21 protein-coding genes are annotated in these 26,649 nt (G+C 72.2%); 10 read left to right on the forward strand and 11 right to left on the reverse strand.

Annotated features, from left to right (window positions below; translation table 11 throughout):
• Window positions 1–250: 250 nt before the first annotated feature.
• A complete protein-coding gene (locus ACIO6U_RS09920) occupies window positions 251–1,405 on the reverse strand; it encodes a TadA family conjugal transfer-associated ATPase (protein WP_401717238.1) in 1,155 nt (384 codons plus the stop codon).
• A complete protein-coding gene (gene ssd, locus ACIO6U_RS09925) occupies window positions 1,402–2,511 on the reverse strand; it encodes a septum site-determining protein Ssd (protein ID WP_401717241.1) in 1,110 nt (369 codons plus the stop codon). Before ssd ends, ACIO6U_RS09920 begins: the two co-directional genes overlap by 4 nt.
• Window positions 2,512–2,951: 440 nt before the next feature.
• Here ssd and ACIO6U_RS09930 point away from each other — a divergent pair, with 440 nt between their 5' ends.
• Window positions 2,952–3,797 (forward strand): HAD family hydrolase, encoded by an 846-nt coding sequence (locus tag ACIO6U_RS09930; protein WP_355346325.1) that lies wholly within the window; start codon window positions 2,952–2,954, stop codon window positions 3,795–3,797.
• A gap of 327 nt (window positions 3,798–4,124) precedes the next feature.
• Here the strand turns inward: ACIO6U_RS09930 and ACIO6U_RS09935 are convergent, their stop codons facing one another.
• Entirely contained in the window at window positions 4,125–4,982 is an 858-nt protein-coding gene (locus ACIO6U_RS09935; RefSeq protein WP_355346152.1) for an oxidoreductase, read from the reverse strand.
• 106 nt (window positions 4,983–5,088) lie between these two features.
• On the opposite strand from ACIO6U_RS09935, the gene ACIO6U_RS09940 reads away from it, so the two are divergent.
• The gene (locus ACIO6U_RS09940; RefSeq protein ID WP_401717245.1) at window positions 5,089–6,162 is read left to right on the forward strand and encodes an ATP-binding protein; all 1,074 of its coding nucleotides are present in this window, start codon (window positions 5,089–5,091) and stop codon (window positions 6,160–6,162) included.
• Here ACIO6U_RS09940 and ACIO6U_RS09945 read toward each other — a convergent pair.
• A complete protein-coding gene (locus ACIO6U_RS09945) occupies window positions 6,143–7,465 on the reverse strand; it encodes a hypothetical protein (protein ID WP_401717247.1) in 1,323 nt (440 codons plus the stop codon). The genes ACIO6U_RS09940 and ACIO6U_RS09945 overlap by 20 nt on opposite strands.
• 242 nt (window positions 7,466–7,707) lie before the next feature.
• Between ACIO6U_RS09945 and ACIO6U_RS09950 the strand changes: the two genes are divergently transcribed.
• The 6 genes from ACIO6U_RS09950 (at window position 7,708) to ACIO6U_RS09975 (ending at window position 15,677) form a co-directional block, all read left to right on the forward strand.
• Complete coding sequence (locus ACIO6U_RS09950) at window positions 7,708–9,936, forward strand: bifunctional SulP family inorganic anion transporter/carbonic anhydrase (protein ID WP_401717250.1); 2,229 nt, start codon at window positions 7,708–7,710, stop codon at window positions 9,934–9,936.
• A gap of 87 nt (window positions 9,937–10,023) precedes the next feature.
• Window positions 10,024–11,982: an acetate--CoA ligase gene (acs, locus tag ACIO6U_RS09955; RefSeq protein WP_355346164.1), complete on the forward strand. Its 1,959-nt coding sequence runs from the start codon at window positions 10,024–10,026 to the stop codon at window positions 11,980–11,982.
• A gap of 235 nt (window positions 11,983–12,217) precedes the next feature.
• Window positions 12,218–13,609: a Na+/H+ antiporter NhaA gene (gene nhaA, locus ACIO6U_RS09960; protein ID WP_391158228.1), complete on the forward strand. Its 1,392-nt coding sequence runs from the start codon at window positions 12,218–12,220 to the stop codon at window positions 13,607–13,609.
• Window positions 13,610–13,654: 45 nt separating this feature from the next.
• Entirely contained in the window at window positions 13,655–14,218 is a 564-nt protein-coding gene (locus ACIO6U_RS09965; protein ID WP_355346170.1) for a phage holin family protein, read from the forward strand.
• Window positions 14,219–14,231: 13 nt separating this feature from the next.
• The gene (locus ACIO6U_RS09970; protein ID WP_391158230.1) at window positions 14,232–15,260 is read left to right on the forward strand and encodes an alpha/beta fold hydrolase; all 1,029 of its coding nucleotides are present in this window, start codon (window positions 14,232–14,234) and stop codon (window positions 15,258–15,260) included.
• Between the two features lie 234 nt (window positions 15,261–15,494).
• Entirely contained in the window at window positions 15,495–15,677 is a 183-nt protein-coding gene (locus ACIO6U_RS09975; protein WP_223187240.1) for a hypothetical protein, read from the forward strand.
• Window positions 15,678–15,734: 57 nt separating this feature from the next.
• On the opposite strand, the gene ACIO6U_RS09980 is transcribed toward ACIO6U_RS09975, so the two are convergent.
• The 4 genes from ACIO6U_RS09980 to ACIO6U_RS09995 form a co-directional block, all read right to left on the reverse strand.
• The gene (locus tag ACIO6U_RS09980) at window positions 15,735–16,934 is read right to left on the reverse strand and encodes a MarP family serine protease (protein ID WP_401305924.1); all 1,200 of its coding nucleotides are present in this window, start codon (window positions 16,932–16,934) and stop codon (window positions 15,735–15,737) included.
• A gap of 231 nt (window positions 16,935–17,165) precedes the next feature.
• Window positions 17,166–17,960: an NUDIX hydrolase gene (locus tag ACIO6U_RS09985; RefSeq protein WP_401717257.1), complete on the reverse strand. Its 795-nt coding sequence runs from the start codon at window positions 17,958–17,960 to the stop codon at window positions 17,166–17,168.
• Window positions 17,957–18,769: an endonuclease III gene (nth, locus tag ACIO6U_RS09990; RefSeq protein WP_355346183.1), complete on the reverse strand. Its 813-nt coding sequence runs from the start codon at window positions 18,767–18,769 to the stop codon at window positions 17,957–17,959. The genes ACIO6U_RS09985 and nth overlap by 4 nt, the downstream gene beginning before the upstream one ends.
• 79 nt (window positions 18,770–18,848) lie before the next feature.
• Window positions 18,849–21,275, reverse strand: coding sequence for an FUSC family protein (locus ACIO6U_RS09995; RefSeq protein ID WP_401717260.1), 2,427 nt, complete (start codon window positions 21,273–21,275; stop codon window positions 18,849–18,851).
• Window positions 21,276–21,465: 190 nt separating this feature from the next.
• Between ACIO6U_RS09995 and ACIO6U_RS10000 the strand changes: the two genes are divergently transcribed.
• Both ACIO6U_RS10000 and ACIO6U_RS10005 read left to right on the forward strand, forming a co-directional pair.
• Window positions 21,466–22,041 (forward strand): MarR family winged helix-turn-helix transcriptional regulator, encoded by a 576-nt coding sequence (locus tag ACIO6U_RS10000; protein ID WP_401717263.1) that lies wholly within the window; start codon window positions 21,466–21,468, stop codon window positions 22,039–22,041.
• Window positions 22,042–22,363: 322 nt separating this feature from the next.
• On the forward strand, window positions 22,364–23,038 hold the full coding sequence (locus ACIO6U_RS10005) for a Crp/Fnr family transcriptional regulator (protein ID WP_033174884.1): 675 nt from the start codon (window positions 22,364–22,366) through the stop codon (window positions 23,036–23,038).
• A gap of 80 nt (window positions 23,039–23,118) precedes the next feature.
• Here the strand turns inward: ACIO6U_RS10005 and ACIO6U_RS10010 are convergent, their stop codons facing one another.
• Genes ACIO6U_RS10010 through ACIO6U_RS10020 form a run of 3 tightly spaced genes read right to left on the reverse strand, consistent with a single transcriptional unit; the run spans window position 23,119 to window position 26,203 of the window.
• Entirely contained in the window at window positions 23,119–24,078 is a 960-nt protein-coding gene (locus tag ACIO6U_RS10010; RefSeq protein ID WP_391041556.1) for an alpha/beta hydrolase fold domain-containing protein, read from the reverse strand.
• A 3-nt stretch (window positions 24,079–24,081) separates the two neighbouring features.
• Complete coding sequence (kynU, locus tag ACIO6U_RS10015) at window positions 24,082–25,374, reverse strand: kynureninase (RefSeq protein WP_401717267.1); 1,293 nt, start codon at window positions 25,372–25,374, stop codon at window positions 24,082–24,084.
• Entirely contained in the window at window positions 25,367–26,203 is an 837-nt protein-coding gene (locus ACIO6U_RS10020) for a tryptophan 2,3-dioxygenase family protein (RefSeq protein ID WP_355346201.1), read from the reverse strand. The genes kynU and ACIO6U_RS10020 overlap by 8 nt, the downstream gene beginning before the upstream one ends.
• Window positions 26,204–26,649 lie beyond the last annotated feature (446 nt).

The following is a 26,649-nucleotide window of genomic DNA, read 5'->3' on the forward strand; positions in this document are numbered from 1 at the left end:
GCCGGCTCACGGCCCGGACCGCAGTACCAGCGAACCCCCACGCCCGCCGGAACAGCACGCCGGGTGGCGGCCCCGACGACCGAAGGTGGAGAGACCGGGGCGCTCATGACGCACCTGCCCAGCGATGCGCGACCCGCAGCTCGCAGCCCAGGCCAGGGGGATTCGAGGCGCGCCAGCGAACCCCCGCGAGCAACAGAATCACCACGCCGGGCGGCAGCCCGCACGACATCAGGTTGAGAAAGCAGGGCGCTCATGACGCACCCGCCGAGCACAGTGCCGCCAACCGGTCCCAGCCGGGGCCGCGTTCGTGGTGGCCGCGGGCGTCGCGGAGCAGGGCGGGCACGGTGGCGACCAGGCCGTCGGAGCCCCGCTTGAGTACGTGGATCTCGGCGAGGCGGCGCAGGCCGGAGCTGTCGCGGACGAGGTGGATGACGACGGCGAGTGCGGCGGCCAACTGGCTGTGCAGGGCGGCCCGGTCGAGGCCCGCGGTGGAGCCGAGGGCTTCGAGGCGGGCCGGGACGTCGGCGGCGGCGTTGGCGTGGACGGTGCCGCAGCCGCCTTCGTGGCCGGTGTTCAGCGCGCTCAGGAGGTCGGTGACCTCGGCGCCGCGGACCTCGCCGACCACGAGCCGGTCGGGGCGCATGCGCAGCGCCTGGCGGACGAGGTCCCGCAGGGTGACGTGTCCCGCGCCCTCCTGGTTGGCGGGGCGGGTCTCCAGGCGGACGACGTGCGGGTGGTCGGGGCGCAACTCGGCGGAGTCCTCGGCCAGGACGATGCGGGCCGCGGGGTCGACGAGGCCGAGCAGGCAGCTCAGGAGTGTGGTCTTGCCCGACCCGGTGCCGCCGCTGATCATGAACGACAGCCGGGCGTCGAGGACCGCGCGCAGCAGCCGGGCGGTCTCGGTGTCGAGCGTTCCGGCCGCGACGAGTTCGGCGAGGGTGAAGGCGCGGGCCCGCACCACGCGCAGCGACAGGCACGGCGAGCCGACCACGACCGGCGGCAGGACGGCGTGCAGCCGGGTGCCGTCGGGCAGTCGGGCGTCGACCCACGGGTGGGCGTCGTCCAGGCGGCGGCCGGCGGTGGTCGCGAGGCGCTGGGCGAGCCTGCGCACGGCGGTGGTGTCGGTGAAGCGGACGGCGGCGCGTTCGAGACCGCTGCCGCGGTCGATCCACACCTGGTCGGGGGCGTTGACGAGGATGTCGGTGACGGCGGGGTCGGCGAGCAGCGGCTCCAGCGGGCCCGCGCCGACGAGTTCGGAACGCAGTGCCGCGACCACGTCGAGAACTTCGCTGTCGCCGAGCAGGCGTCCGCGGGCGCGCAGCGCCGCGGCCACGCGTGCCGGGGTGGGTTCGCCGCCGTGTTCCGCGAGGTGCAGCCTCACGGCGTCGAGGAGTTCGGCGTTCATACCGTCACGTTCCCGCCACTGGGCTGGGCCTGGGCGAGGAAGGCGGCGCAGAAGCGGGCGAGCGGGCCGCGGCTCGCGGAGCCCGGTGGTCCGCTGCCGGACAGGGCGTCCGACAAGCCTGGTTCCGGAGGGAGTTGGCCCGCCAGTGGCAGGCCGACGAGACGGGCGATCTCGTCGTCGGCGAGGCCGGAGGCGAAGGGGCCGCGGGCGACGACGCGCAGGTCCTTGAGGACCATGCCGACCGCCGCGGCGACGCGGGTGGCCGCGGCGACCGCCCGCAACTCTGCGGGTACGACGAGGAGTCCGACGTCGATCTGGGCGAGGGTCTCGGCGACCGCGTCGTCCACGCGCCGTGGCAGGTCGACCACGACGACTCCGCCGCGGCGGCGGGCGGCGCCGAGCACGGACCGCATGGCCTGGGGCGGGATGAGCACGGAGTCGCCGCGGTCCCAGCTCAGGACGCTCAACGCGTCGAGCCTGGGCAGGGATTCCTCCAGTGCCCCGCTGTTGACGCGGCCCCGTGAGTCGGCGAGGTCGGGCCAGCGCAGGCCGCCGACGCGCTCGGCGCCGAGCAGGATGTCGAGGCCGCCGCCGAGCGGATCGCCGTCGATGAGCATGGTGCGCCTGCCCGTACCGGCCGCGGTGACGGCGAGCGCGCAGGCCAACGTGCTGGCGCCCGCGCCGCCCCGGCCGCCCACCACCCCTACGGTCAGGGCGGGTTCGCTCACGCCTTCGGCGATGTCGGCGATGCGGTCGACCAGCCAGCTCTCGGCGTCGGGCAGGAAGAGGACATGGTCGGCGCCGATCGCGACGGCTCTGCGCCACACGTCGTGGTCGTGCAGATCACGCCCGACGACCAGAACTCCCTTGCGGCGGACGGTGTCCTGGACCCGCGAGGTGGCCTCGGCGCCGACCAGGACGAGGGGCGCTGTGTCCCAACTCGTCGCGCGCGGGGGCGCGGTGAAGACCACCTCCGGTTCCGTACCGGCCGCGGCGCACAGCCGCAGCAGGTCGTCGAGGAGCGTTTCGTCCTCAGTGACAATCAGCGGCCCGGCCGGGCCTTCGATGGCGGTCGGCCGCTGGTCGGGTGTCGTCGATCCCGTCATTTCCTGTCCCCCGTCGCTTCTGACGCGAGCACCGGTGTGCATCGCCTGCGATCAGGTTGGGGCAGACAGGAGAATTGAGATGATCTTGGTCGGAATCTGTGGACAACTCAGCGATTGTGGATAACTCCGCCACTCTCACGGGTGAGTTCGCCGACTCCTGGCAACGATTACGGACCGTCACACGTCGTACGCATCACAGCCGTGCCGCACGCGAGGGGGAACGACATGAGGATGCGAGTGGAAGGACGTCGCGAGAACCGGGAAAAGGCATCCGGACATGCGACGACCCCCGCCGGGGGGGAGAGCGGGGGTCGTCCCCACGGTCCGACTCGGGGGGGGGAGGAGCCAGACCGGGTTAGCACGGTCGCGAACGATCCGTGACTTCCATGGTGTACCCGAAGCCCTTCTCAGGCAAACCCACACGCCCGAGCTTACGCCGAATGGTGGTTGCCTATGCTCGTCACGTGGAAAACCACCTGCCACCGCGCACCGCGGCGTTCTTCGATCTCGACAAGACCGTGATCGCCAAGTCCAGCACGCTCGCCTTCGGGCGCTCCTTCTACCAGGGCGGTCTCATCAACAGACGTGCGGTATTGCGTACCGCATATGCCCAGTTCGTGTACTTGGTCGGGGGCGCGGATCACGACCAGATGGAAGGTATGCGCAAATACCTCTCCGAGCTGTGCCGGGGCTGGAATGTCCAGCAAGTGCGGGAGATCGTGGCGGAGACGCTGCATGACCTGATCGACCCGATCATCTACGACGAGGCGGCCTCGCTGATCGAGGAGCACCACGCCGCGGGCCGCGACGTGGTGATCGTCAGCGCCTCCGGCTCCGAGGTGGTCCAGCCGATCGGCGCGATGCTGGGTGCCGACCATGTCGTAGCCACACGGATGGTCGTGGAGGACGGCGCGTACAACGGGGAGATCGAGCACTACGTCTACGGTCCCGCAAAAGCGGACGCCATCGCCGAGCTGGCGAAGTCGGAGGGCTACGACCTGGAGCGGTCCTTCGCGTACAGCGATTCGGTGACCGACATCCCGATGCTGGAGTCGGTCGGTCATCCGTACGCGGTCAATCCCGACCGGGCGCTGCGCAAGGAGGCCGTCTCACGCGACTGGCCAGTGCTGACTTTCAGCCGTCCCGTGCGGCTGAGACAGCGGATTCCGTCGCTGTCGATGCCGCCCCGGCCGGTGCTCGCGGCGGCTGCCGTGGGGGCGGCGGCCGCGACGGCCGGGCTGGTGTGGCTGGCCTCCCGACGCCGTCGGCCCGCCCTTATGTCCTGATTGATCCCAAAAGTAAAGAAGTCGGGCGAGGGGTTCCCCTGCGCCCCCCACGGCGGTACAAAGGACGTAGCGGCCCGCGAGACCACGGAGTTCCGAGAGGAAGACCGCAGTTCACAGCACCAGGCCCCACGGACCGAGCATGGAAGTCAGGCACCCACGCGGAGCCGACCCGCTTATCGGGCCAGCCGCACCAGGTGACGGGCGAAGATCCCGGCCTGATCGGCAATTACCGTGCACGCACTGGTAACTTGACGGACATGGCAGCGGCGGCACCTCAAGGTGCCGCCGCATCTCTTTTCAGCCACCACACATCCGGCGGTCGACCGCTCAGGCGGCGCCCCGCTGAAGCGCTTCGCACACCGCGACACTTTCGCGGACCCCGAGTTCCAGTGCCCGCCCGCAATGGCTGATCCACTGGACCATGCCTTCCGGAGTACCGGACGCGTATCCCTCCAGCGCCTTGAGATAACCGGCCCGGCCCAACTCCGCGTGACCGACCTCGGCCGGACAGATCGACTTCGGGTCGAGACCGCTGCCGACCAGCACGATCCGCTCGGCGGCCCGCGCGACCGGCCCGTTGAAGGAGCCGAAGGGCCGCAGGCACAGCAATTCGCCGTGCACGACCGCGCCGACGACCAGCGCGGGCGCGTCGGTGCCCGCCCGCAGCAGGCCGGTCAGACCGTCCAGCCGGGCGGCGACCTCGGCGGGGTCGGGCAGCGGGATCTCGGCGATCTCGACCAGCGGCTCGTCCACGGGCTCCCCCGCCCGCCGCGGGCGGCCGACCGTCGGCTCGTCCGCCACTCCGCCCGCCGCCACCAGGTGCAGCCGGGCGAGCGCCTGCACGGGCGACTGCCGCCAGACACTGAGCAGTTGACCGGCCTCGGCGGTCAGCCGCAGCGCCGCGCCGACCGTGCGCGCCTGCTCGTCGGCCGAGAAGTCGCTGCGCCTGCGCACCTCCTCCAGCGGCCAGTCGGCGCCGGCCAGCGCCGCGGACCCGCGGGCACCGCGCAGCGCCGCCTCCGATGTGACCTCGGTGGAGCGGCGCCGCATGACCCGGTGCCCGTAGACCTTGTCCACCGCCTGCCGTACGGCGTCCACCGATTCGGGTACGCCCGGCAGCGCGCCGAGGACAGCCATCGGGTCCGTCCGACCGGCGGCGGGAGCGGGATCAGCGTTCGTAGCCATGGTTCCGACCCTAGCCACCCCCCAACCCGCGGAACGACCCCGAAAGAGTGGCCTTCCCCACTCCAAACGCTCACGATCCGCATCCGTGCCACTACGCTTAGCGAACATGAAGATCGCTTTCGTCGGGAAGGGCGGCAGCGGCAAGACCACGCTGTCCTCCCTCTTCATCCGCCATCTCGCCGCCTCCCGCGTACCGGTCGTCGCGATCGACGCGGACATCAACCAGCACCTCGGCCCGGCGCTCGGGCTGGCGGAGGACGACGCCGCCGCGCTGCCCGCGCTCGGCGCGCACCTGCCGGAGATCAAGGAATACCTGCGCGGTGCCAACCCCCGGATCGCCTCCGCCGAGACCATGATCAAGACCACCCCGCCCGGCCACGGATCCCGGCTGCTGCGGCTGGTCGAGGACAACCCCGTCTACGCGGCCTGCGCGCGCACCGTGCACCTGGACCGAGGCCACCGAGACGACGGGGACACAGAGAGCGCGGGGAACACCGGGGGCGACACCGCGCGGCTGATGGTCACCGGCCCCTTCAACGAGTCCGATCTCGGCGTCGCCTGCTACCACTCCAAGGTCGGCGCGGTCGAACTCTGCCTGAACCACCTGGTGGACGGCCGCGACGAATACCTGGTCGTGGACATGACGGCGGGCAGCGACTCCTTCGCCTCCGGGATGTTTACCCGCTTCGACATGACGTTCCTGGTCGCCGAGCCGACCCGCAAGGGTGTGGCCGTCTACCGCCAGTACAAGGAGTACGCCCGCGACTTCGGCGTCGATCTCGCGGTCGTCGGCAACAAGGTGCGGGACGCGGACGACCTGGCCTTCCTGCGCGCAGAGGTCGGCGACGACCTGCTGGTCACCGTCGGGCACTCGGACTGGGTGCGCGCGATGGAGAAGGGCAGGCCGCCGCGGTTCGCGCGGCTGGAGGAGGACAACCGCCGCGCGCTGCGCACGCTGCACGAACGGGCGGACGCCACGTACGAGCGCAGGGACTGGGCGCGCTACACCCAGCAGATGGTGCACTTCCACCTCAAGAACGCGGAGAGCTGGGGAAACGCGAAGACGGGCGCCGACCTGGCGGCGCAGGTCGACCCCGACTTCGTACTCGGCGAACGGGAACGGGAACAGCACGAGCAGTTGCCCCGCCCCGCTGCGGCCGCTAGCGCACAGTCGGCCTGATCCGCTCGGGACCGCCCGCCGTCGCGGCGGCGGGCGCTCCGCCCATGAAGGTGTTCCAGCCGTCCTTGGGCGCCTGGCCGACGTCCAGCGTCCGCAGCCGCGCGAGCACCGCAGGGTCCTGCGCGTCCATCCAGTCCGCGACCTGCTTGAAACTGACGCAGCGCACGCCTTCCTTGCCGCAGACCTCCTTGACGGTGTCCTCGACGGCCTTCATGTAGACGCCGCCGTTCCAGGACTCGAAGTGGTCGCCGATGAAGAGCGGGGCGCGGTTGCCGTTGTAGGCGCGCTCGAAGGCGGCGGCCAGTCCGTCGTGCATCTGCTTGCCCCAGGCGGCCTGCTTGGCGGGGTCGCCGTGCACGGTGCCCGACTGGTTGGCGAGGAAGTTGTAGTCCATGGAGAGCGTCTCGAAGGCGCGTCCCGGCACCGGGATGTCCTGGAGCGGGAAGTCCCAGACGCCGTCGATCTTGGAGGGCCAGGTCTGCCGGCCGCCGATCGAGCTGGCGTCGTAGCGGAAGCCCGCGGCCTTGGCGGCCGGGATGAGATTGTGCTGGCCCTCCAGGCACGGGGCGCGCCCGCCGACCAGTTCCTTGCTGTAGTCGAAGGGCAGCGGGTCGAGCTTGGTGAGGCCGGAGTTGGTCTTCCAGTTCTTCACGAAGCCCTCGGCCTGCTGGATCTCGCTGGACCACTCGTCGCTCGACCAGGTGCCGACGCCGCCGTTGGGACCGCAGAAGTGGCCGTTGAAGTGGGTGCCGATCTCGCTGCCGTTCTGCCAGGCGAGGCGCAGTTCGCGCAGGGTATCGGTGATGCCCTGGCGGTCGTTGAAGCCGATGTCGGAGGCGCCGCGCGGGTGCTTGGGCGGGGCGTAGACGTCCTTGTGGTCGCCGGGCAGCAGGTAGACGCCGCTGAGGAAGTACGTCATCGCCGCGTTGTAGCGCTCGCCGACCTCGCGGAAGTGCGAGAAGAGCTTCTGGCTGTCCTCACCCGCGCCGTCCCAGGAGAACACGACGAGCTGCGGCGGTCGCTCCCCCGGCTTGAGGCGCGTGAAGACCGGCTGATGGGGCTGCGGGCCGGTGTCGGCGGTCGAGCCGTCGCCGATGAGCCGGACGGCGTGGGGCGCCGCGGCTTCGGGGCGGGTGCCGGCGTTGCCGGGCTCGGCGCGGCCGACGGCCGGGGCGGCGCCGGGGCCGGACCCGGCGGCTGATCCGGTGCCGGAGCCCGAGCCGCCGGCGGCGGAGCACGCGACCGCGCCTGCGGCCAGCGCGGCTACGGCGAGTAGCGCCGGTGCCTTGCGCAGGGAGTGCATTCGTACCTCACATCACAGAAAAAGGGATTTGCCCAAAAAGTGACATGCGACCTTGTCGTGACCGCAACGACCTGGCCGTTTATCTGCCAATTCACTCGATAGCAGTAAATAAAGCCCCGATCAGACCTCTGGACTTCACTCTCCGCAGTCAGTCGATTACTCTCCATTTACTGACGCTTGAGAGTAGCGAGCGATAACGCTCCGCAATCACGTCCCGCCGCCCACCGAAGGAGACGGGAATTATGCAGAGAATCCACCGGTCCGATCTGTCCGCTTCGATCACGGTCTTCCTGATCGCCGTCCCGCTGTCGCTCGGCCTCGCGCTGGCGACCGGGGCGCCTCTCCAGTCCGGCCTCGTCGCCGCGGTCGTCGGCGGCATCGTCGCCGGGCTGCTCGGCGGGGCGCCCCTCCAGGTCAGCGGCGCCGCGACCAGCCTGGTCGTGGTCACCGCCGATCTCGTCCACCGCTACGGCTGGCGCAGCACCTGCGCCATCACGGTGCTCGCCGGGCTCGCGCAGCTCGTGCTCGGCATGGCGCGGGTGGCCAGATCCGCGCTCGCGGTCAGTCCCGCCATCGTCCACGGCATGCTCGCGGGCATCGGTACGGTCATCGCCCTCGGCCAGCTCCATGTGGTCCTCGGCGGCAGCCCGCAGAGCTCCGCCCTCGACAACATCACCGCACTGCCCGGCCAGTTGGCGGTCACCAACCCGGCCACACCCGCCATCGGCGCGATCACCGTCGCCGTGCTGCTCGGCTGGCGACGGCTGCGAGGCAGGGCGGGACGGCTGCTCGGCGCGATCCCCGCGCCGCTGGCCGCGGTCGTCCTGGCCACCGCCGTGAGCGCGGGGCTGTCACTGCCGCGGGTGAATCTGCCCGCGTGGAGCGCGCCCGTGCTGCCCACCCTGCCCTCGGGGCCGGTCCTCGGGGTGGTCGCCGCCGTGCTCACCGTCACCCTGGTCGCGAGCATGGAGTCGCTGCTGTCCGCGGTCGCCATCGACACCCTCCAGGGCCGGCGGCCGGGACCGCACGCCCCGCCGGCCAAGCTCGACCGCGAACTGCTCGGCCAGGGCGCGGCCAACATGGTGTCGGGCCTGCTCGGCGGCCTGCCGGTGGCCGGCGGCGCGATCCGCGGCTCGGCCAATGTCGAAGCGGGCGCCGTGACGCGCCGCGCCACCGTGATGCACGGCGTGTGGGTGCTGCTCTGCGCCGGGCTCGCCTCCTGGGCGCTGGAGCTGATCCCGCTGGCCGCGCTCGCCGCCCTGGTGATGCTGGTCGGCGTCCGCATGGTGAGCTTCGCGCACATCAGACACGTCCAGCGGCACCGCGAATTCCCGGTGTACGCGGCCACGCTCGGCTCCGTGGTGCTGTTCGGTGTGCTCCAGGGCGTGATCGTGGGGATCGTGGTCGCGCTGTGCCTGTCGCTGCGCCGCCTGACGCACACGCGGATCACCGTCACCGAGGAGCCGGAGTGCCACCGGGTGCGGGTCACCGGCCAGTTGACGTTCCTGGCGGTGCCCCGGCTGACCCGGGCCTTCGCCCAGGTCCCCGACGGGGCCAACGCGGTGGTGGAGCTGGACGGCTCCTTCATGGACCACGCGGCCTACGAGGCGCTGAACGCCTGGTGCGCCAGGCACCGTTCGCGCGGCGGCCACGCGACGCTCGGCGACGCGGTCGGACGGACCGTCAGCGAACCGGTGAGCGCGCACGCCTGCCGCCCCTGGACGCCGTGGCGCAACCACCACTGCACCCGCTCCGGCACCGTGCCCGCCACCAGCGGCGGTCAACTGCTCGGCGGCGTCAGCGCCTTCCAGCGCAACACCGCGCCGCTGGTCCGCGAGGAGCTGGCGCGGCTGGCCCGCGAAGGACAGCGGCCCGGCCAGCTCTTCCTCACCTGCGCGGACTCCCGGCTGGTCACCAGCATGATCACCTCAAGCGGTCCCGGAGACCTCTTCACGGTGCGCAATGTGGGCAATCTGATGCCGCCGCCCGGCTCCGACGCCTCCTGCGACTCGGTGGCCGCCGCCGTCGAGTACGCGGTCGACGTGCTCCAGGTCTCCAGCATCACGGTGTGCGGACACTCCGGGTGCGGCGCGATGCAGGCACTGCTGGGCTCCGACCACGAGCCGGGCGCGCAGACCCCGCTGGCCCGGTGGCTGCGGCACGGCCGCCCCAGCCTGGCGCGGCTCAACCGGATCGGCAGACTCGGCCGCGGCGAGGTGGCGCTGGCGGACCGGCCGGTCGCCGACGACCTCGAAAGACTGAGCCTGGTCAATGTGATGCAGCAGCTCGAACACCTGATGGCGCACCCCTGCGTGGCGCGTCGGGTCAGCGAGGGCACGCTCCAACTGCACGGCATGTACTTCCATGTCGCGGAGGCGCAGGCGTACATCCTGGACGGTTTGACGAGTGTGTTCGCGGCGGTGGGGCCCGACGCCGCACCGGACACCGCCCGGGAGGCCGCAAAGGTCTAAACCATTTTTCGGGTAGCTATTGTCAGGGTGGCCCAGGACTGGTGAGGTAGTGCTGGGACATGTGGGACACCCTGACAAGGAGCTGGCGTGAGCAGCAACGAGAGCCTGGCCAACCTGCTGAAGGAGGAGCGGCGGTTCGCTCCCCCGGCCGAACTGGCGGCGTCCGCCAACGTCACGGCGGACGCGTACGAGCAGGCGGCGGCCGACCGGCTGGGGTTCTGGGCCGAGCAGGCCCGCCGTCTGACCTGGGCCACCGAGCCCACGCAGACCCTGGACTGGTCGAACCCGCCGTTCGCGAAGTGGTTCGCCGACGGTGAGCTGAATGTCGCGTACAACTGCGTCGACCGCCATGTGGAAGCCGGGAACGGCGACCGGGTCGCCATCCACTTCGAGGGCGAGCCCGGCGACAGCCGCAGCATCACCTACGCGGAGCTGAAGGACGAGGTCTCCCGCGCCGCCAACGCGCTGACCGAGCTGGGCGTCGAGAAGGGCGACCGGGTCGCGGTCTACCTGCCGATGATCCCCGAGGCCGTCATCGCGATGCTGGCCTGCGCCCGGATCGGCGCCGCGCACTCGGTGGTCTTCGGCGGCTTCTCCGCCGACGCCGTCGCGTCCCGGATCGCCGACGCCGACGCCAAGCTCGTCATCACCTCCGACGGCGGCTACCGGCGCGGCAAGCCGTCCGCGCTCAAGCCCGCCATCGACGACGCCGTCTCCCGCTCCCCGCAGGTCACCAACGTCCTGGTGGTGCGCCGCACCGGCCAGGACGTGGAGTGGACCGAGGGCCGGGACGTGTGGTGGCACGAGATCACCGCGCGCCAGTCCGCGGAGCACACCGCGCAGCCCTTCGACGCCGAGCACCCGCTGTTCATCCTCTACACCTCCGGCACCACCGGTAAGCCCAAGGGCATCCTGCACACCTCGGGCGGCTACCTCACCCAGGCCAGCTACACCCACCACGCGGTCTTCGACCTCAAGCCGGAGACCGACGTCTACTGGTGCACCGCCGACATCGGCTGGGTCACCGGCCACTCGTACATCGTCTACGGCCCGCTCTCCAACGGCGCCACCCAGGTGATCTACGAGGGCACGCCGGACACCCCCCACCAGGGCCGGTTCTGGGAGATCGTGCAGAAGTACGGCGTCACGCTGCTCTACACCGCGCCCACCGCGATCCGTACGTTCATGAAGTGGGGCGACGACATCCCCGCGAAGTTCGACCTGACGAGCCTGCGCGTGCTGGGCAGCGTCGGCGAGCCGATCAACCCCGAGGCGTGGGTCTGGTACCGCGAGCACATCGGCGGCGGCAGGACCCCGATCGTGGACACCTGGTGGCAGACCGAGACCGGCGCCATGATGATCTCCCCGCTGCCCGGCGTCACCGAGACCAAGCCCGGCTCGGCGCAGCGCGCGCTGCCCGGCATCGCCGCGACCGTGGTGGACGACGAGGCCAACGAGGTGCCGGACGGCTCCGGCGGCTACCTGGTCCTCACCGAGCCGTGGCCGTCGATGCTCCGCACCATCTGGGGCGACGACCAGCGCTACATCGACACCTACTGGTCCCGTTTCCCCGGCCGCTACTTCGCGGGCGACGGCGCCAAGAAGGACGAGGACGGCGACATCTGGCTGCTCGGCCGGGTCGACGACGTCATGCTCGTCTCGGGCCACAACATCTCCACCACCGAGGTCGAGTCGGCGCTGGTCTCGCACCCGAAGGTCGCCGAGTCCGCCGTCGTGGGCGCCGCCGACGCCACCACCGGGCAGGCCATCGTGGCGTTCGTCATCCTGCGCGGCACCGCGGAGGACAGCGCGGACCTCGCGGGCGCGCTGCGCGACCACGTCGGCAAGGCGCTCGGCCCGATCGCCAAGCCCAAGCGGATCCTCATCGTCAACGAGCTGCCCAAGACCCGCTCCGGCAAGATCATGCGCCGCCTGCTGCGCGACGTCGCGGAGAACCGCGAGCTGGGCGACGTCACCACCCTCACCGACTCCACGGTGATGGACCTCATCCAGAGCAAGCTGCCGAGCGCGCCCAGCGAGGACTGACACCCCCGGCCCCAGCACACCCGGCGCGGCCACACCCGCGCGGCCACACCCGTGAGGGGCGCCCCGGCAACCACCGGGACGCCCCTCACACGTTCGGGTTAGGCTGACAACACATCGCGGCAGGATCGCGACAAAACTTAAGGGCGCGCCGGGAAGTCTGGTCGGCACACGGGACACCTGTGTCCGCAGCCAGCCGCACCCGCCCAGGAGGCCGCCCCCATGACCGAGTACCCGCGTGACTGAGCAACCGCGCCGTCGCGCCGACACCGTCCTCGGACGGCTGCCGCTCCCGGAACGCACCTTCGTCCTGGACGCGCTGCGCGCGGAGACCGTCGGCGGAGTCCTGCTCCTGGTGGCCGCCGTGGTGGCGCTGGTCTGGGCGAACACCCTGCACCACAGCTACGAGAGCGTCAGCCACTTCCACTTCGGCGTCTCCACGCTCGGCCTCGACCTGTCCGTCGCGCACTGGGCGGCGGACGGCCTGCTCGCCGTCTTCTTCTTCGTGGCGGGCATCGAGCTGAAGCGCGAACTGGTCGCGGGCGAGCTGCGCACCCCCTCGGCCGCCGCGCTCCCGGTGATCGCGGCCGTGTGCGGCATGGCGGTCCCCGCGATCTTCTACACCGTCGTCAGCGCCACCGGCGGCGGCTCCCTCAAGGGCTGGGCCGTCCCCACCGCCACCGACATCGCCTTCGCGCTCGCGGTCCTCGCCGTCATCGGCACCGCCCTGCCCGCCGCGCTGCGCGCCTTCCTGCTCACCCTCGCCGTCGTCGACGACCTCTTCGCCATCCTGATCATCGCCGTCTTCTTCACCTCCTCGATCAACTACGCCGCGCTCGGCGGAGCGGCGGCCGGGCTGGTCGTCTTCTGGCTGCTGCTGCGCTCGGGAGTACGCGGCTGGTACGTGTACGTGCCGCTGGCGCTGGTCATCTGGGGCCTGATGTACAACAGCGGCGTGCACGCCACCATCGCGGGCGTCGCCATGGGCCTGATGCTGCGCTGCACCAGGCGCGAGGGTGAGCGCGAATCTCCCGGCGAGCACATCGAGCACCTGGTGCGGCCGATCTCGGCGGGCCTTGCCGTACCGCTGTTCGCCCTCTTCTCTGCCGGGGTCGCGGTCTCGGGCGGCTCGCTGCGCGATGTGTTCACCAAGCCCGAGACGCTCGGTGTGCTGATCGGACTGGTGGTCGGAAAGATCGTCGGCGTGTTCGGCGGCACCTGGCTGGCGGCCCGCTTCACCCGGGCGCGGCTCAACGCCGACCTCAAATGGCCCGACGTCCTGGCGGTCGCCTCGCTCGCCGGGATCGGCTTCACCGTCTCCCTGCTGATCGGCGAACTCGCCTTCAAGGACGACGCGCTGCTCGCCGACGAGGCGAAGGCCGCCGTCCTGGTCGGCTCGCTGCTCTCCGCGGTGCTGGCGACGATTCTGCTGAAGCTGCGGAACAACAAATACCGCGCCTTGTGCGACGAGGAGGAGCGCGACGAGGACGGCGACGGAGTCCCCGACGTGTACGAGCAGGACCAGCCCGCCTACCACCTGCGGATGGCCGAGATCCTGGAACGGAAGGCCGCGGAACACCGCAGGCTCGCCCGTCTGGCCGGGGGCGACGGCGGAGATGACTCCGGCTGAGGCATGATCTGACGGAACGACAACGATTTGACGACGGAGGACGCAATGAGCGCAGCCCACGACGACGACGGGCGCAGCCTCGGCCAGTTGTTCGCCTCCGCCACGGCGGATGTCTCCGCCCTGGTGCACGACGAGATCGCCCTCGTCAAGGTGGAACTGCGGCAGGACGTGAAGCGGGCGCTGTTCGGCAGCGGCGCGATCGGTGTCGCCCTGACCCTGGCCTTCTTCGCCATGCCGATGTTCAGCATGGCCGCCGCGTACGGCATCCACGCGCTCGGGATCACCCTGGGGTGGTCGTTCCTGATCGTCGCCGGGGCGTACGTGCTGATCGCCGCGCTCCTCGGCCTGATCGCGTACGGCCGGTTCAAGAAGGTGAAGAAGCCGGAGCGCTCCATCGAGTCGGCCAAGCAGACCGCAGCGGTGATGAAGAACGCGAAGCCGCACCCGCGTCCGCAGGACACGGCCACGAGTCTGGACAAGGCCGCCGCCAAGCCCGCGCTGCCCCGCGCGGACAGGGACGCGGGACGCGGCGGCGTCCGGGATTCGGTGTCCGGCGCCGGGCCGGATTCGATGGCCGGTTCGACCAGAGCACCCGACCTGAAGATGTGACACTCTCTCCACCATGAGGGTCGTCGGCAGGTCGGGCAGTGCCACGGGAAACGACAGTGGAAGCGGTTCGGGAGAAGAGTCGCGGAACGGCTCGGGGAACGGGCCGGGAACCGGGCCGTCAGGTGCGGGCGGCGGCGGTTCCGTCCCCCGCCTCGAAGGGCCGTGGACCCACCGTGACGTGGCCGCGAACGGCGCCCGCTTCCACATCGCCGAGATGGGCGACGGCCCGCTCGTCCTCCTGCTCCACGGCTTCCCGCAGTTCTGGTGGACCTGGCGGCACCAACTGCCCGCACTCGCCGAGGCCGGTTTCCGCGCGGTGGCGATGGACCTGCGCGGGGTGGGCGGCAGCGACCGTACGCCGCGCGGTTACGACGCGGGCAACCTCGCGCTCGACGTCACCGGGGTGATCCGGTCGCTGGGCGAGCCGGACGCCGCGCTGGTCGGCCACGACCTCGGCGGCTACCTGGCGTGGACGGCCGCGACGATGCGGCCCAAGCTCGTACGCCGCCTCGCGGTCGAGTCCATGCCGCACCCGCGCCGCTGGCGCAACGCGATGCTGACCGATCTGCGGCACAGCAAGTCGGGCGCGTACATCTGGGGCTTCCAGTCGCCCTGGCTGCCGGAGCGTCACCTGGTGGCGGACCACGCGGAGTTGGTCGGCCGGCTGATCCACCAGTGGTCGGGGCCGCGGCTGCCGGACGACGAGGCCGTGGACGTCTACCGGCGCGCGATGCAGATCCCCTCGACGGCGCATTGCGCGGTCGAGCCGTACCGCTGGATGGTGCGGTCGATGGCGCGGCCCGACGGCATCCAGTTCAACCGGCGGATGAAGCGGCCGGTCCGGGTGCCGACGCTGCACCTGCACGGCTCGCTCGACCCGGCGATCCGCAGCCGCAGCGCGGCGGGCAGCGGGGAGTACGTCGAGGCGCCGTACCGCTGGCGGCTCTTCGACGGCCTGGGGCACTTCCCGCACGAGGAGGACCCGGCCGCGTTCTCGACCGAGCTGATCAACTGGCTGAAGGACCCGGAGCCGGACCGCTGAGCCGTACGCTCCCGACGGGCCCAAGCCGCCGCCTCCGCACGGCCTCGCGCCGTAACTGACTCACCCTCAGCGAGGCTCTGACCCCCCATCAGGTGTCCCTCTGCCAGCGCGCCCGCCCCGTACGCATCAGGCGTCCGCGTGTCGGTCATATGATCCGCAAAATGCCGGACGCATACGCCAACCGGGCGACCGAAGGGCGATTACCGACCAAGGGCTGCGGGCACTTAGCTTCGTATGGGTTGGACGCACGACTACCGTGACGTATCACGCAATCGCCGTAACACTTCCGTCTCCGTCAACAGCGGGGCGCCCTTGGCCGTGCTCCCGCCGGGGGAGCCCCAGATCGGAATCCCGCGCATCCTGCGGCGCCGGGCCCGCTGGGTCGGTGCCCGGCTGCGGCACGCCAGGGCGCAGTGACCGCCCGGCCGACGGACGGCCCGGCCGACAGGTACGCCGGGCCGTCCGTCGGTCACCTCACAGCGCGCAGTTCTCCGTGTCGACCTGCCGGCTCGCCGCCGTGCCCGCCGCGATGTCCGGGCGGATCTCGTCGGCGGTGAGCGCGTAACCGGTGTTCGAGTCGTCGAGTGACTTGGCGAAGACGACGCCCGCCACCTGCCCGTTCGTGGTGAGCAGCGGGCCGCCGGAGTTGCCCTGGCGGACGGTCGCGTACAGCGAGTAGACGTCGCGGTGGACGGTGCCGCGGTGGTAGATGTCCGGGCCGTTGGCCTCGATACGGCCGCGGACGCGGGCGGCGCGTACGTCGAAGGCGCCGTTCTCCGGGAAACCGGCCACGATGGCGTCGTCGCGGGACTGTACGTCGCCGCTGGTGAACGTGAGCGCCGGCGCGTTCAGGCGCGGCACGTCCAGGACGGCGATGTCGCGCTGCCAGTCGTAGAGGACCACGCGGGCGTCGTACAGGCGGCCCTTGCCGCCGATCTGCACGGTGGGCTCGGAGACGCCGCCGACGACGTGCGCGTTGGTCATCACGCGGTCCTTGGCGAAGACGAAGCCGGACCCTTCGAGGACCTTCCCGCAGCCCGACGCGGTGCCGACGATCTTGACGATGCTGCGGCGGGCGTCGGTGACGACGGCGCTGTGCACGAGGTTCGGGTCGGGAGGGGGCACCGAGGTGATCGGCTCGGACCCGAAGGGCCCGAAGACCTGCGGCAGGCCGTTCTGCGCGAGGGTGGAGCTGAAGTCGGTGAACCAGGTGTCGGCTTCCTGCGGCACCACCCTGGAGACGCCGAGCAGCACCTTGGACGAGCGCACCTCGCGGCCTATCGTCGGCAGCGCGGTGGTGGCCAGCGCGCTGCCGATCAGCCAGGCCACCAGCAGCATGGCGAGCACATTGACCAGCGCGCCGCCGCCCGCGTCGATGGCGCGGGCGGGCGACCACGTGATGCGGGTCCTGAGCTTGTTGCCCAGGTGCGTGGTGAACGCCTGCCCCACCGACGCGCACACGATGACGACCACCACGGCGGTGATCACCGCGACCGAGCCCGGCGAGGAGTGGTCCGTCGCCTTGTCCCAGAACAGCGGCAGCAGATAGATCGCGGCGAGACCGCCGCCGAGGAAGCCGACCACCGACATGACTCCGACGACGAAGCCCTGCCGGTAACCGACCACGGCGAACCAGACGGCGGCGAGGATGAGCAGAAAGTCCAGCACGTTCACCTGGACACGGTCTCATGGCCGCCCCGCCCGACGGCACCGTACGGCCCAGGTGACCTGCGCGGTACGGCCGATGACCGGCACCAGGGGGCCGAACTCGCCCCGGACACGCCCTGGACACCCCTCGGCGGAGCCCCGGCACGCGCCCCCGGGGACCGCCGTACGCGCCTCGGCACGCGCCCCCGAGGACCGCCGTACAAGCCCCGCAGAGGCGGGGTACGGCGCGGACACGCCCTAGGCGAGCGGCACCTTGCGGTCGCGGTCCCAGGGCCGCTCCCAGCCCGCGAACTGCACGATCCTGTCGATCAGCCCCGCGGTGAAACCCCAGACCAGCGCGCCTTCGACCAGGAAGGCCGGGCCGAGGAAGCCGCTGGGGTGGGTCAGGGTCGCGCGGTTGGCGGGGTCGGTGAGATCGGCCACAGGCACCCGGAAGACGCGCGCGGTCTCGGCCGGGTCGACCACGCCGACCGGGGTGGGCCTGCGCCACCAGCCGAGCACGGGGGTCACGACGAAGCCGCTGACCGGGATGTAGAGCCGCGGCAGCACGCCGAAGACCTGGACGCCCGTCGGGTCGAGGCCGGTCTCCTCCTCGGCCTCGCGCAGCGCGGCGCGCACCGGTCCGTCGCCGTCCGGGTCGCCGTCCTCGGGGTCGAGGGCGCCGCCGGGGAAGGAGGGCTGGCCCGCGTGCGAACGCAGCGCCCTCGACCGCTCGATGAGCAGCATCTCGGGGCCCCGGTCGCCGTCCCCGAACAGGATCAGGACGGCGGACTGCCGGCCGCCGCCTTCGGGCGGCAGAAAGCTGCTGAGCTGTTCCGGCCGGACCCCGGCGACGGCGTCGGCCACCGGTTCGAGCCACCGCGGCAGCCCGGCCGTGCTGATCTCGACCCCGGTGCCTTCTCCGGCGTCGGCGCCGAAGCCGGCTCGCGCGTCGGCGCCGAGGCCCGCTCGCGGGTCCGCGCCGAAGCCCGCGCCCGTCTCCGGCCCGGCACCCGTGTCCGCTCCGGTGCCCGCCCCCCGCGCGTGGGTCATGAGGCCGCCAGCGGGGGCGCGGGCTGGCCCGGGTAGTCCGGCGGGGGCTTCAGGCGCTGTCCGGGGGCGCCGCCCTTCTCGTACTTGAGCAGCTTCTCCGCCTTCTCCGGGTCCGTCTCGCCCTCGCCGTAGGCCGGGCAGAGCGGGGCGATCGGGCAGGCGCCGCAGGCGGGTTTGCGGGCGTGGCAGATACGGCGGCCGTGGAAGACGACGCGGTGCGACAGCATCGTCCAGTCCGACTTCGGGAAGAGCCCGGCGACGTCCTCCTCGACCTTCTCCGGGTCCTGCGACTCGGTCCAGCCGAAGCGGCGGGCGAGGCGGCCGAAGTGGGTGTCCACGGTGATGCCGGGGACACCGAAGGCGTTGCCGAGTACGACATTGGCCGTCTTGCGGCCGACGCCCGGCAGGGTCACCAGGTCCTCGAGACGGCCGGGCACCTCACCGCCGAACCGGTCCCGCAGCGCCGCCGAGAGCCCCTGCACGGACTTCGCCTTGGCGCGGAAGAAGCCCGTCGGGCGCAGGATCTGCTCCAGCGTCTCGGGGTCGGCCACCGCCATGTCCTCGGGCGTCGGGTACTTCGCGAACAGCGCGGGCGTCGTCTGGTTCACCCGCAGGTCCGTGGTCTGCGCGGACAGCACCGTGGCGACCAGGAGCTGGAAGGGATTCTCGAAGTCCAGCTCTGGATGCGCGTACGGATAAACCTCCGCCAGCTCGCGGTTGATCCGCCGCGCCTGCCGTACCAGTCCCGCATGCGTCTGCGCGACCTTCGCCTTCTTGATCTTCTTGACCACCGCACCACTCGTCGCCATGCCGCCAGCCTACGGGCCGCCGCCGACACAGGGCGCCACAACGATCGGGGCGCGGTGTCGCGCGGCCGGGACCGGCGGCTCAGGGGCGGCGGGGCGCGCCGTCACCGGCCGCGCCGGACGCGTGCGGGAGGTCGTCCCCCGGTCCGGGGCGCTCCCCCGCGGCACCCGCCGTCACGCCGTGCGGCGTGTCCCGTACGGGCAGGGCGGCATGGGAGCCGGTGACGATCCGCGAAGTGTCGGCGGGGCCCGCGCCGCGCCCGGTGAAGCCGCGGCCGACGCCGTGTCCCGGCGGGAGTACGGCCAGTTCGTGCAGGAGCTGCCGCAGCCGCAGCAGCGGCCTGGTGACCGGCGGCAGCACCGTACCGGCGGCGGGGAGCCTGGTCAGAAGCGCCGCGTCGGCGGTACGCAGGGCGCGGGCGACCTCGGCGGCGGGCCGGCCCTGCGGGGCGGGCGCGAGCGCCAGGGCGGTGGCCGCGTGGCCGAGCGCGCGGCTGGCCTCCGCCAGGTGCGGCGCGGGCGCGAGGCCGGGTGAGCGGCGCGGGCCGAGCGCCAGGGCCCTGGTCTGCCGGGTGACGGCCGCGTAGAGGGTGAGCCGGTGCCGTACGAGGCGCGGGTCGTTGCCCCACACCAGGGGGCGGGTCAGCGGGCGCGCCACCAGGGCGAGCTGCTGGAGGCGGTGGTCCACCACGCGCACCAGGGCGTCGAGGTCGGCGCCGTCGGGGCTTGCGGACCCGTCCTCGCGGTCGGGGCGGCCGTCGTGCTCCAGGCGCGCGGCGGCGGCATGCAGCAGCTCGCCCACGGCAGCGAAGTAGCTGCCGCGCGCGCTGCTGACGGTGTCGCGCGTGCTGGTCGGCAGGACGACCAGGGCGACCGCTATGCCGATGGCGGCGCCTATGGCGGTCTCTTCGAGACGCAGCATCAGCAGACCGGCGGAGAACTCGTGGAGCTGGGTGTAGAGCTGCGACACCATGATCGTGACGAAGAAGATCATGGCCGCGTAGGAGAGGCTGACCAGGTAGAAGCCGCAGGACATGCTGAGCACGATGACCGCGATCACCCACAGGGTGTGGCCCGCGGTCAGGTGCGCGAGGCCGATGCCCGCGCCGAGGCCGAGCAGGGTGCCGACGACGCGGTTGGTCGCCTTGATGAAGGTCTCCGAGCGGGTGGCGGTGCCGGTGAAGGCGATGAAGGCGGCGATCACCGCCCAGTAGTAGCGGGCCTCCGACAGCTCGCGGCCGATGACGATGGCCAGGGTGCCCGCGACGGCCACCTGGATCGCCTGCCGGGTGGTCAGCGAGAGGCCGCTGAGCCGCCGCCAGCCGCCGCGCGCCGAGACACCGCCCGCGACCGCGGCGGAGCCGGGCAGCCCGCCCATGGCCAGGGTCACGGCGGGGGCGAAGTCGGCGGGGGCGTCGAGAGCGTCGTTGTGGGTGCCGTGAGCGGGACGGGTGTCGCGGCCGGGGCCGTCTGCCGCGCCTTGTGCGGCCTTCGGGCGCCGCACCTTGTGCCCGCTTCCGTTGTGGGATCGTCCGACGTCCGCCTCCGCGGCGCGCCTGACCTCCCTGACCAGCACCGTGAACTCCCAGGCGGCGGTGGCCAGGTGATAGGCGAAGCAATCTGTGGCGGGTTCGGCGCGCGCGGCCGTCACCGGGTCGTCGGAGTCGACGAGTGACAGTACGTCCCTGGCCCGCCGTTCGGCCGCCGCGTATTCGCTGCGCGCCAGGTGCGCGGCGATGGCCGCGGCCTCGGGCGCGAGGCGCCCTCCGGTGCCCGCGAGCGCGTCGGCCGCGGTCGCCACGGCGTCCACCGCCAGATGTGCGTCCAGCGTCCTGCGGCGTACTCCGGCCGCGGACCGGCCCGGCGGCAGGGTGCCGGGGTGGGCCGACCAGCCCTCGATGACCAGCGCGGTCTCGGCGAGCCTGAGCTGGCGCGAGTGCAGCTCGCGGCGGAGCCGGGCCAGCCGCCGCACGTCCTCGGGGTCGGTCTCCAGCAGGTCGGCGCAGACCCGGGCGACGGCCCCGGCACGGGCGCCGAAGGCGCGGCGGACGCGGGTCAGCGTCCGCTGGGGGTGGGCGCGCAGCACGGTGGTGGACAGCAGCAGGACCCAGCCGGTGGCGATGCCGACCGCGGCGAGCAGGTCGGGGAGCTGCGCGAGGCGGGCGTCGAGGAAGGCGGCGAAGAAGTAGCCCATCCAGATCATGAAGCCGTAGAAGAAGTACGGCAGTCCGAAGCGGCGGATGAAGACGGCCACGAACATGACGGCGACGAAGACCGCGAGCATCGCGTCGGTGTGCCCGGCCACCGAGACGCCGATGACCATGCCGGTGCCGATGGCGACCGGGAAGAACACGGCCGTGCGGATCTTCGGCAGCACCTGGGTGCCGTCCAGCGCCATCGAGCCCATCATCGCCATGACGGTGCCCAGCAGCATGCCGACGAGGGTGCCCTGGGGGCCCGCGTGCGTGGCGCGCCCGTAGCCGTACTCGATCGCCAGGGTGGTGCTCATGGCGACCGCCGCGCCGAACGCCGTGCGGAGTCTTTGCAGGCCCGGGTCCGATCCGACTATCCGGTCCCAGACCTCGCGCGTCCAGCCGCTCGACCCCACCGCATCCCCTCCCGCTCGGCCTCGCCGAATTCATCGGTATGATGCCGATATTAACACGTGCATCGTACCGATATCTGGATCTGGAGTGGCCGTGGCAGGGACCGAGAAGGCAGAGGGGACCGAGGGGACCTCCGCCGCGCTCGATGTGATCGAGCATCAGACCGCCGTGCTCGTCAGGAATTTCGAGCTGTTCTACCGGCGCACCGACATCCACGACACCCTGGACCGGGCCGAGTACCTGCTGCTGCGCACCCTGGCCGGGGGCGGCCCGCAGGACATCAACTCGCTCGCCGCCGCGCTCGGCCTCGACCCCTCGACGGCCGGCCGCCAGGCGGCAGCGCTCCAGGCCCAGGGCCTGGTCGCCCGCTCCCCCGCCCCCACCGACCGGCGGCGCAGCATCGTCACGCCGACCGCCGAGGGGCTGCGGCGGATGGAGGAGGTACGCGCCCGGCGCGCGGAGAGCCTGGCCGGACTGCTCGACGGCTGGACCGAGGAGGAACGGCGCACGCTGGGTGCGATGTTCACCAAATACAACCGGTCGGTGGCCGCGCGCTACCTGACGACGGCACCGGGGACGGAAGTACCGGAGGCCGCCCACGAGGGCGCCCACGAGGGAGCGTCCGCCGCGGCGCAGGCACCGGCGCCTGAACCGGTGCCGGTGCCGTAAATCCGCGAAGGTCCGGTAAACCCGCGCCGACGCGGGCGTTCGAGCCGTCCGGCGCGCAGGAATTCGTACGAAATTCGTACGGCCGCGCGCGAAGGGCCCACTCCGACGCCCCAGCCGTTATGTTGTTCGCTCATAGCGGAATCCGGCTCAGGGGCCACCCGTTCGGCCCTTCCTGAGCCGTTTACGGACCCCGATCGGACCCCCAATCGGACCCCCGGAGCACGGCTACGGGCCTGGATAAGACATCCTTGTGATTGATCGCACTGTTTGAGACGTCATGCATCATGGGGAAATCCCAGCGATGTCGACAAGGAGAGAGCTCGTGGACGACGTTCTGCGCCGTGCCCCGCTTTTCGCGGCGCTCGACGACGAGCAGGCCGCTGAACTGCGCGCCTCCATGACGGAGGTCACGCTCGCGCGTGGCGACTCGCTGTTCCACGAGGGTGACCCCGGGGACCGGCTGTACGTCGTCACCGAAGGCAAGGTCAAGCTGCACCGCACCTCGCCCGACGGCCGCGAGAACATGCTCGCCGTGGTCGGCCCCGGTGAGCTGATCGGCGAGCTGTCGCTCTTCGACCCCGGCCCGCGCACCGCCACCGCCACCGCGCTGACCGAGCTGAAGCTGCTCGGCCTGGGCCACGGCGACCTCCAGCCCTGGCTGAACGTACGGCCCGAGGTCTCCACCGCCCTGCTGCGCGCCGTCGCCCGCCGCCTGCGCCGCACCAACGACGTCATGTCCGACCTGGTCTTCTCCGACGTCCCCGGCCGCGTCGCCAAGGCGCTGCTCGACCTCTCCCGCCGCTTCGGCGTGCAGTCGGAAGAGGGCATCCACGTCGTCCACGACCTCACGCAGGAAGAGCTGGCCCAGCTCGTCGGCGCCTCGCGCGAGACCGTCAACAAGGCCCTCGCGGACTTCGCGGGCCGCGGCTGGCTCCGCCTGGAGGCCCGCGCCGTGATCCTCCTGGACGTCGAGCGGCTGGCCAAGCGCTCCCGCTGACCCCCTCCGCACCGCACGCACACGAAGGCCCCCGCCCGGTCGAACCGGGCGGGGGCCTTCGCGCTGCCGGGCAGCCCCGGCTACCAGGCGAGTTGGGCGATCTCGTCCGCGACGGCCGCGCAGGCCGCCGTGGACGGGTCGATCAGCGGGAAGTGGCCGGTGCCGGGCAGCCACGCGGCGACGACCTCCTCGCCCGCGACCGCCGCGGCACGGGCGAAAGCCTGGCTGACCTGCGACGGAACCTCATTGTCAGTGGTGCCGTGCACGATGGTTGTGGCGATACCGGTGGGCAGCAGCGCGGCGGGGTCGGCGTCGGGCAGACGTGCCGTCAGGTGCTCGGGTCCGCCCAGCAGGTCGACGACCGCGCCGGAGCAGACACCCAGCCGGATCGCCGAGGTGAGGTCGGCGATCGGGGCGAGGGCCACGACGCCGCGTACGGGGGGAGGTGAGGGGCGGTGCCAGGGGGATTCAGGGGGCAGGACATGACGGGCGGCGGCCCACAGCGCGAGGTGGCCGCCCGCGCTGTGGCCGGTCAGGACGGTGCGGCGGGGGTCGACCACGTCGGCGCCGAGCGCCCGCACGGCGAGCGCGGGCAGCGCGTCGAGGGCGGCGGCCACGTCGTCGAAGGTGTCGGGCCAGCGCCCGGCCGGTGGCAGCGCGTCGGGCGCGGGGTCCGAGCCGTCGCGGCCTTCCTGCGGCGCCTCAAGGGCCGGGCCGCGGCGGTATTCGACCGACGCGACGGCGTAGCCGTGGGTGGTGAGGTGGGCCGCGAGCGGCGAGACGTGGGCGCGGTCGTGGGCAGCGCGCCAGGCACCCCCGTGGAAGAGGGCCACCAGCGGGGCCGGACGGCCGGTGGGGGCGCCTTCGGCGGGGGCGGGCCGGTAGAAGTCGACCACCTGGTCGGGGTGGTCGCCGTAGGACGCGGTGGCGTCCGGCGGCACCGGAGCGTGGCCGAACGCCGACGCCTCCTCGGCCGCCGCCCGTCGCCCGGAGGCGGCATCGGCGGCGGGCGGGGACGTGGAGGGGTCGGCAGCGGACATCGGTTACGTGGTCCCTTCGGGTACGTCGAGCGGGTCGGTTTCCTGCGGTACGGCGGTGGGTCGGGCCGCGACGGGCGTGCCCGGTCCGCCGGCCAGGACGTCGGCCAGTACGCGGGCGGCGCGCAAGGCGTCGGCGTACCGGGTGTAGAGCGGTGTGAAGCCGAAGCGCAGCACGTCGGGGCGCCGGTAGTCGCCGACGATGCCGCGCGCGGTCAGCTCGCGCATCACCTCGGCCGCCCCCGCGCAGCGCAGCGAGACCTGGCTGCCGCGCTCCGCGTGGTCGGCGGGTGTGATCGGCTCGGCGCGCCCGTACGGCACCAAGGCGGCCACGCAGTCCAGGAAGAAGTCGGTCAGCGCCAGGCTCTTGGCCCGCACATCCGCGACGGCGACACCGTCCCAGACGTCGAGCGCCGCGTCCAACGCGAGCAGCGACAGGATCTCCGGCGTGCCGACCCGCCCGCGGGGCGCGCCGTCCGCCGGGGCGTACTCCGGGGCCATGCCGAACGGGTCGGCGTGCGAGTTCCAGCCCGGCAGCGGCGAGTCGAAGCGCGGCTGAAGCTCACGCCGCACATAGAGGTACGCGGGTGCGCCGGGGCCGCCGTTGAGGTACTTGTACGTGCAGCCGACCGCGAGGTCCACGCCGTCCGCGTCGAGCGCGACGGGCAGCGCGCCCGCGCTGTGGCACAGGTCCCAGACCGCGAGCGCGCCCGCCGCGTGCAGGGCCGCCGTGACGGCGGACAGGTCGTGCAGCCGCCCGGTGCGGTAGTCCACGTGGTTGACCAGCGCCACGGCGGTACGGTCACCGGCCGCGTCCGCGATCTCGGCCGCGTCCACCGCGCGCACGGTGTGACCGGTCAGCCGGGCCGCCGACGCGGCGATGTAGCCGTCCGTGGGGAAGGTCGCCGCGTCCACCAGGATCTCGGTGCGGTCGGCGGGCGCCATCCGCACGGCGGCGACCAGCGCCTTGAAGACGTTCACGCTGGTCGAGTCCCCGACCACGACCTGCCCCGGCGCGGCGCCCACCAGCGGCGCGATCCGGTCGCCGATCCGCTCGGGTGCGGTCCACCAGCCGCTCTCCTCCCAGGACCGGATGCGCAGCTCGCCCCACTCCCGGGTGACGACGTCGCTCAGCCGGGGCAGCACGGCGGTGGACAGCGCGCCCAGCGAGTTGCCGTCCAGATAGACGGTGTCGTCCAGCACGAAGCGGTCCCGCACCGCGGCCAGCGGATCGGCGGCGTCCAGCGCGTCCGCGCGGTCCTGAAGGGCGGCATCCCCTGCCGCGACGGCCTCAGACATGGCTGCGCGCCGTCCACAGCTCGGGAAAGACGTTCTTCGTGGCGCGCTTCTCCAGCCAGGCCACCCCCGCCGAACCGCCCGTGCCCGACTTGGCGCCCATCGCCCTGCGCGTGGCCACCAGGTGGTCGTTGCGCCAGCGCCAGACCAGCTCGGCGACATCCGTCAGGGCCTCGCCGAGCCTGATCAGCTCGGTGTCCTGGTCGGCGTCCGCGTACACGCTCTGCCACGCCCGCTCGACCTCCGCGTGCGGCTCGTACCGCAGCGCCGGGTCGCGCTCCAGCACCTCGGCGGGCACCGCGTAGCCGCGGCGGCTGAGCAGCCGCAGCACCTCGTCGTACAGGCTCGGCTCGGTCAGCGCCTTCTCCAGCTCCGCGTGCGCGCTGGGGGTGCCCCGGTGCGGCACCAGCATCGACGCGGACTTGTCCCCGAGCAGGAACTCCAGCCGCCGGTACATCGCCGACTGGAACCCGGAGCCCTCACCGAGGGCCGACCGGTACGCGTTGAACTGCGCGGGGGTGAGATTGGCGATCGGTTTCCACGAGGCGTTCAGCGACTCCAGCTCCGGCAGGCTGCGCTTGAGCGCCGCCATCGCCGTCGGCAGGTCGTCCTCCCTGAGCGCCGCCGCCGCGGTGGTCCATTCGTGGACCAGCAACGTGAACCACAGCTCCATCACCTGCGTGGTGACCAGAAAGGCCATCTCGCCGGGCTCGTCGGACAACGGGTGCTGCAAGTGGGTCAGTACGGACGCCTGCACGTAGTCCTCGTACGGCGTGCTGCCCTCGAACGAGAGGTTCGGGGTCGCCGCCTCATCGGTCGGTGCGTCGGACATGGTCTTACCTCCAGAAGCGGACCCGGGATCACCGGGCTACGCCGAGATCATCTGCGGTGCGGCCCAATCCGGCAAGGCCCGGCTCCCCCCAGGGTGCCCCTGCGCAAGGGCCACCGCCCCTCCGGCACCGCTGCGCAGGCGGGTTCGCCGGTAGCCATGGAGCCGAAGGGCGCGCCGGTGTCGAAAGCGACGATGAGCAGGGAGCGAGGAACGAGCGACCGTCGAAGAGGACCGTCGACACCGGATCTAAGCGCCCGGAGGCGGAAGGGCGGCAAAAAAGGGGGAAGGACGGTGAGCCTGCGCAAGGCGGCTCCCCCGCACGTCCCACCGCCACCCCGACCTCACCCACGACGGCCCCCCGCACGTCCCACCGCCACCCCGACCTCACCCACGACGGCCCCCGCACGTCCCACCGCCACCCTGAGCCAACGCCAGAGGGATCACCC

The organism is Streptomyces sp. NPDC087422 (assembly GCF_044744145.1).
GTDB lineage: Bacteria > Actinomycetota > Actinomycetes > Streptomycetales > Streptomycetaceae > Actinacidiphila.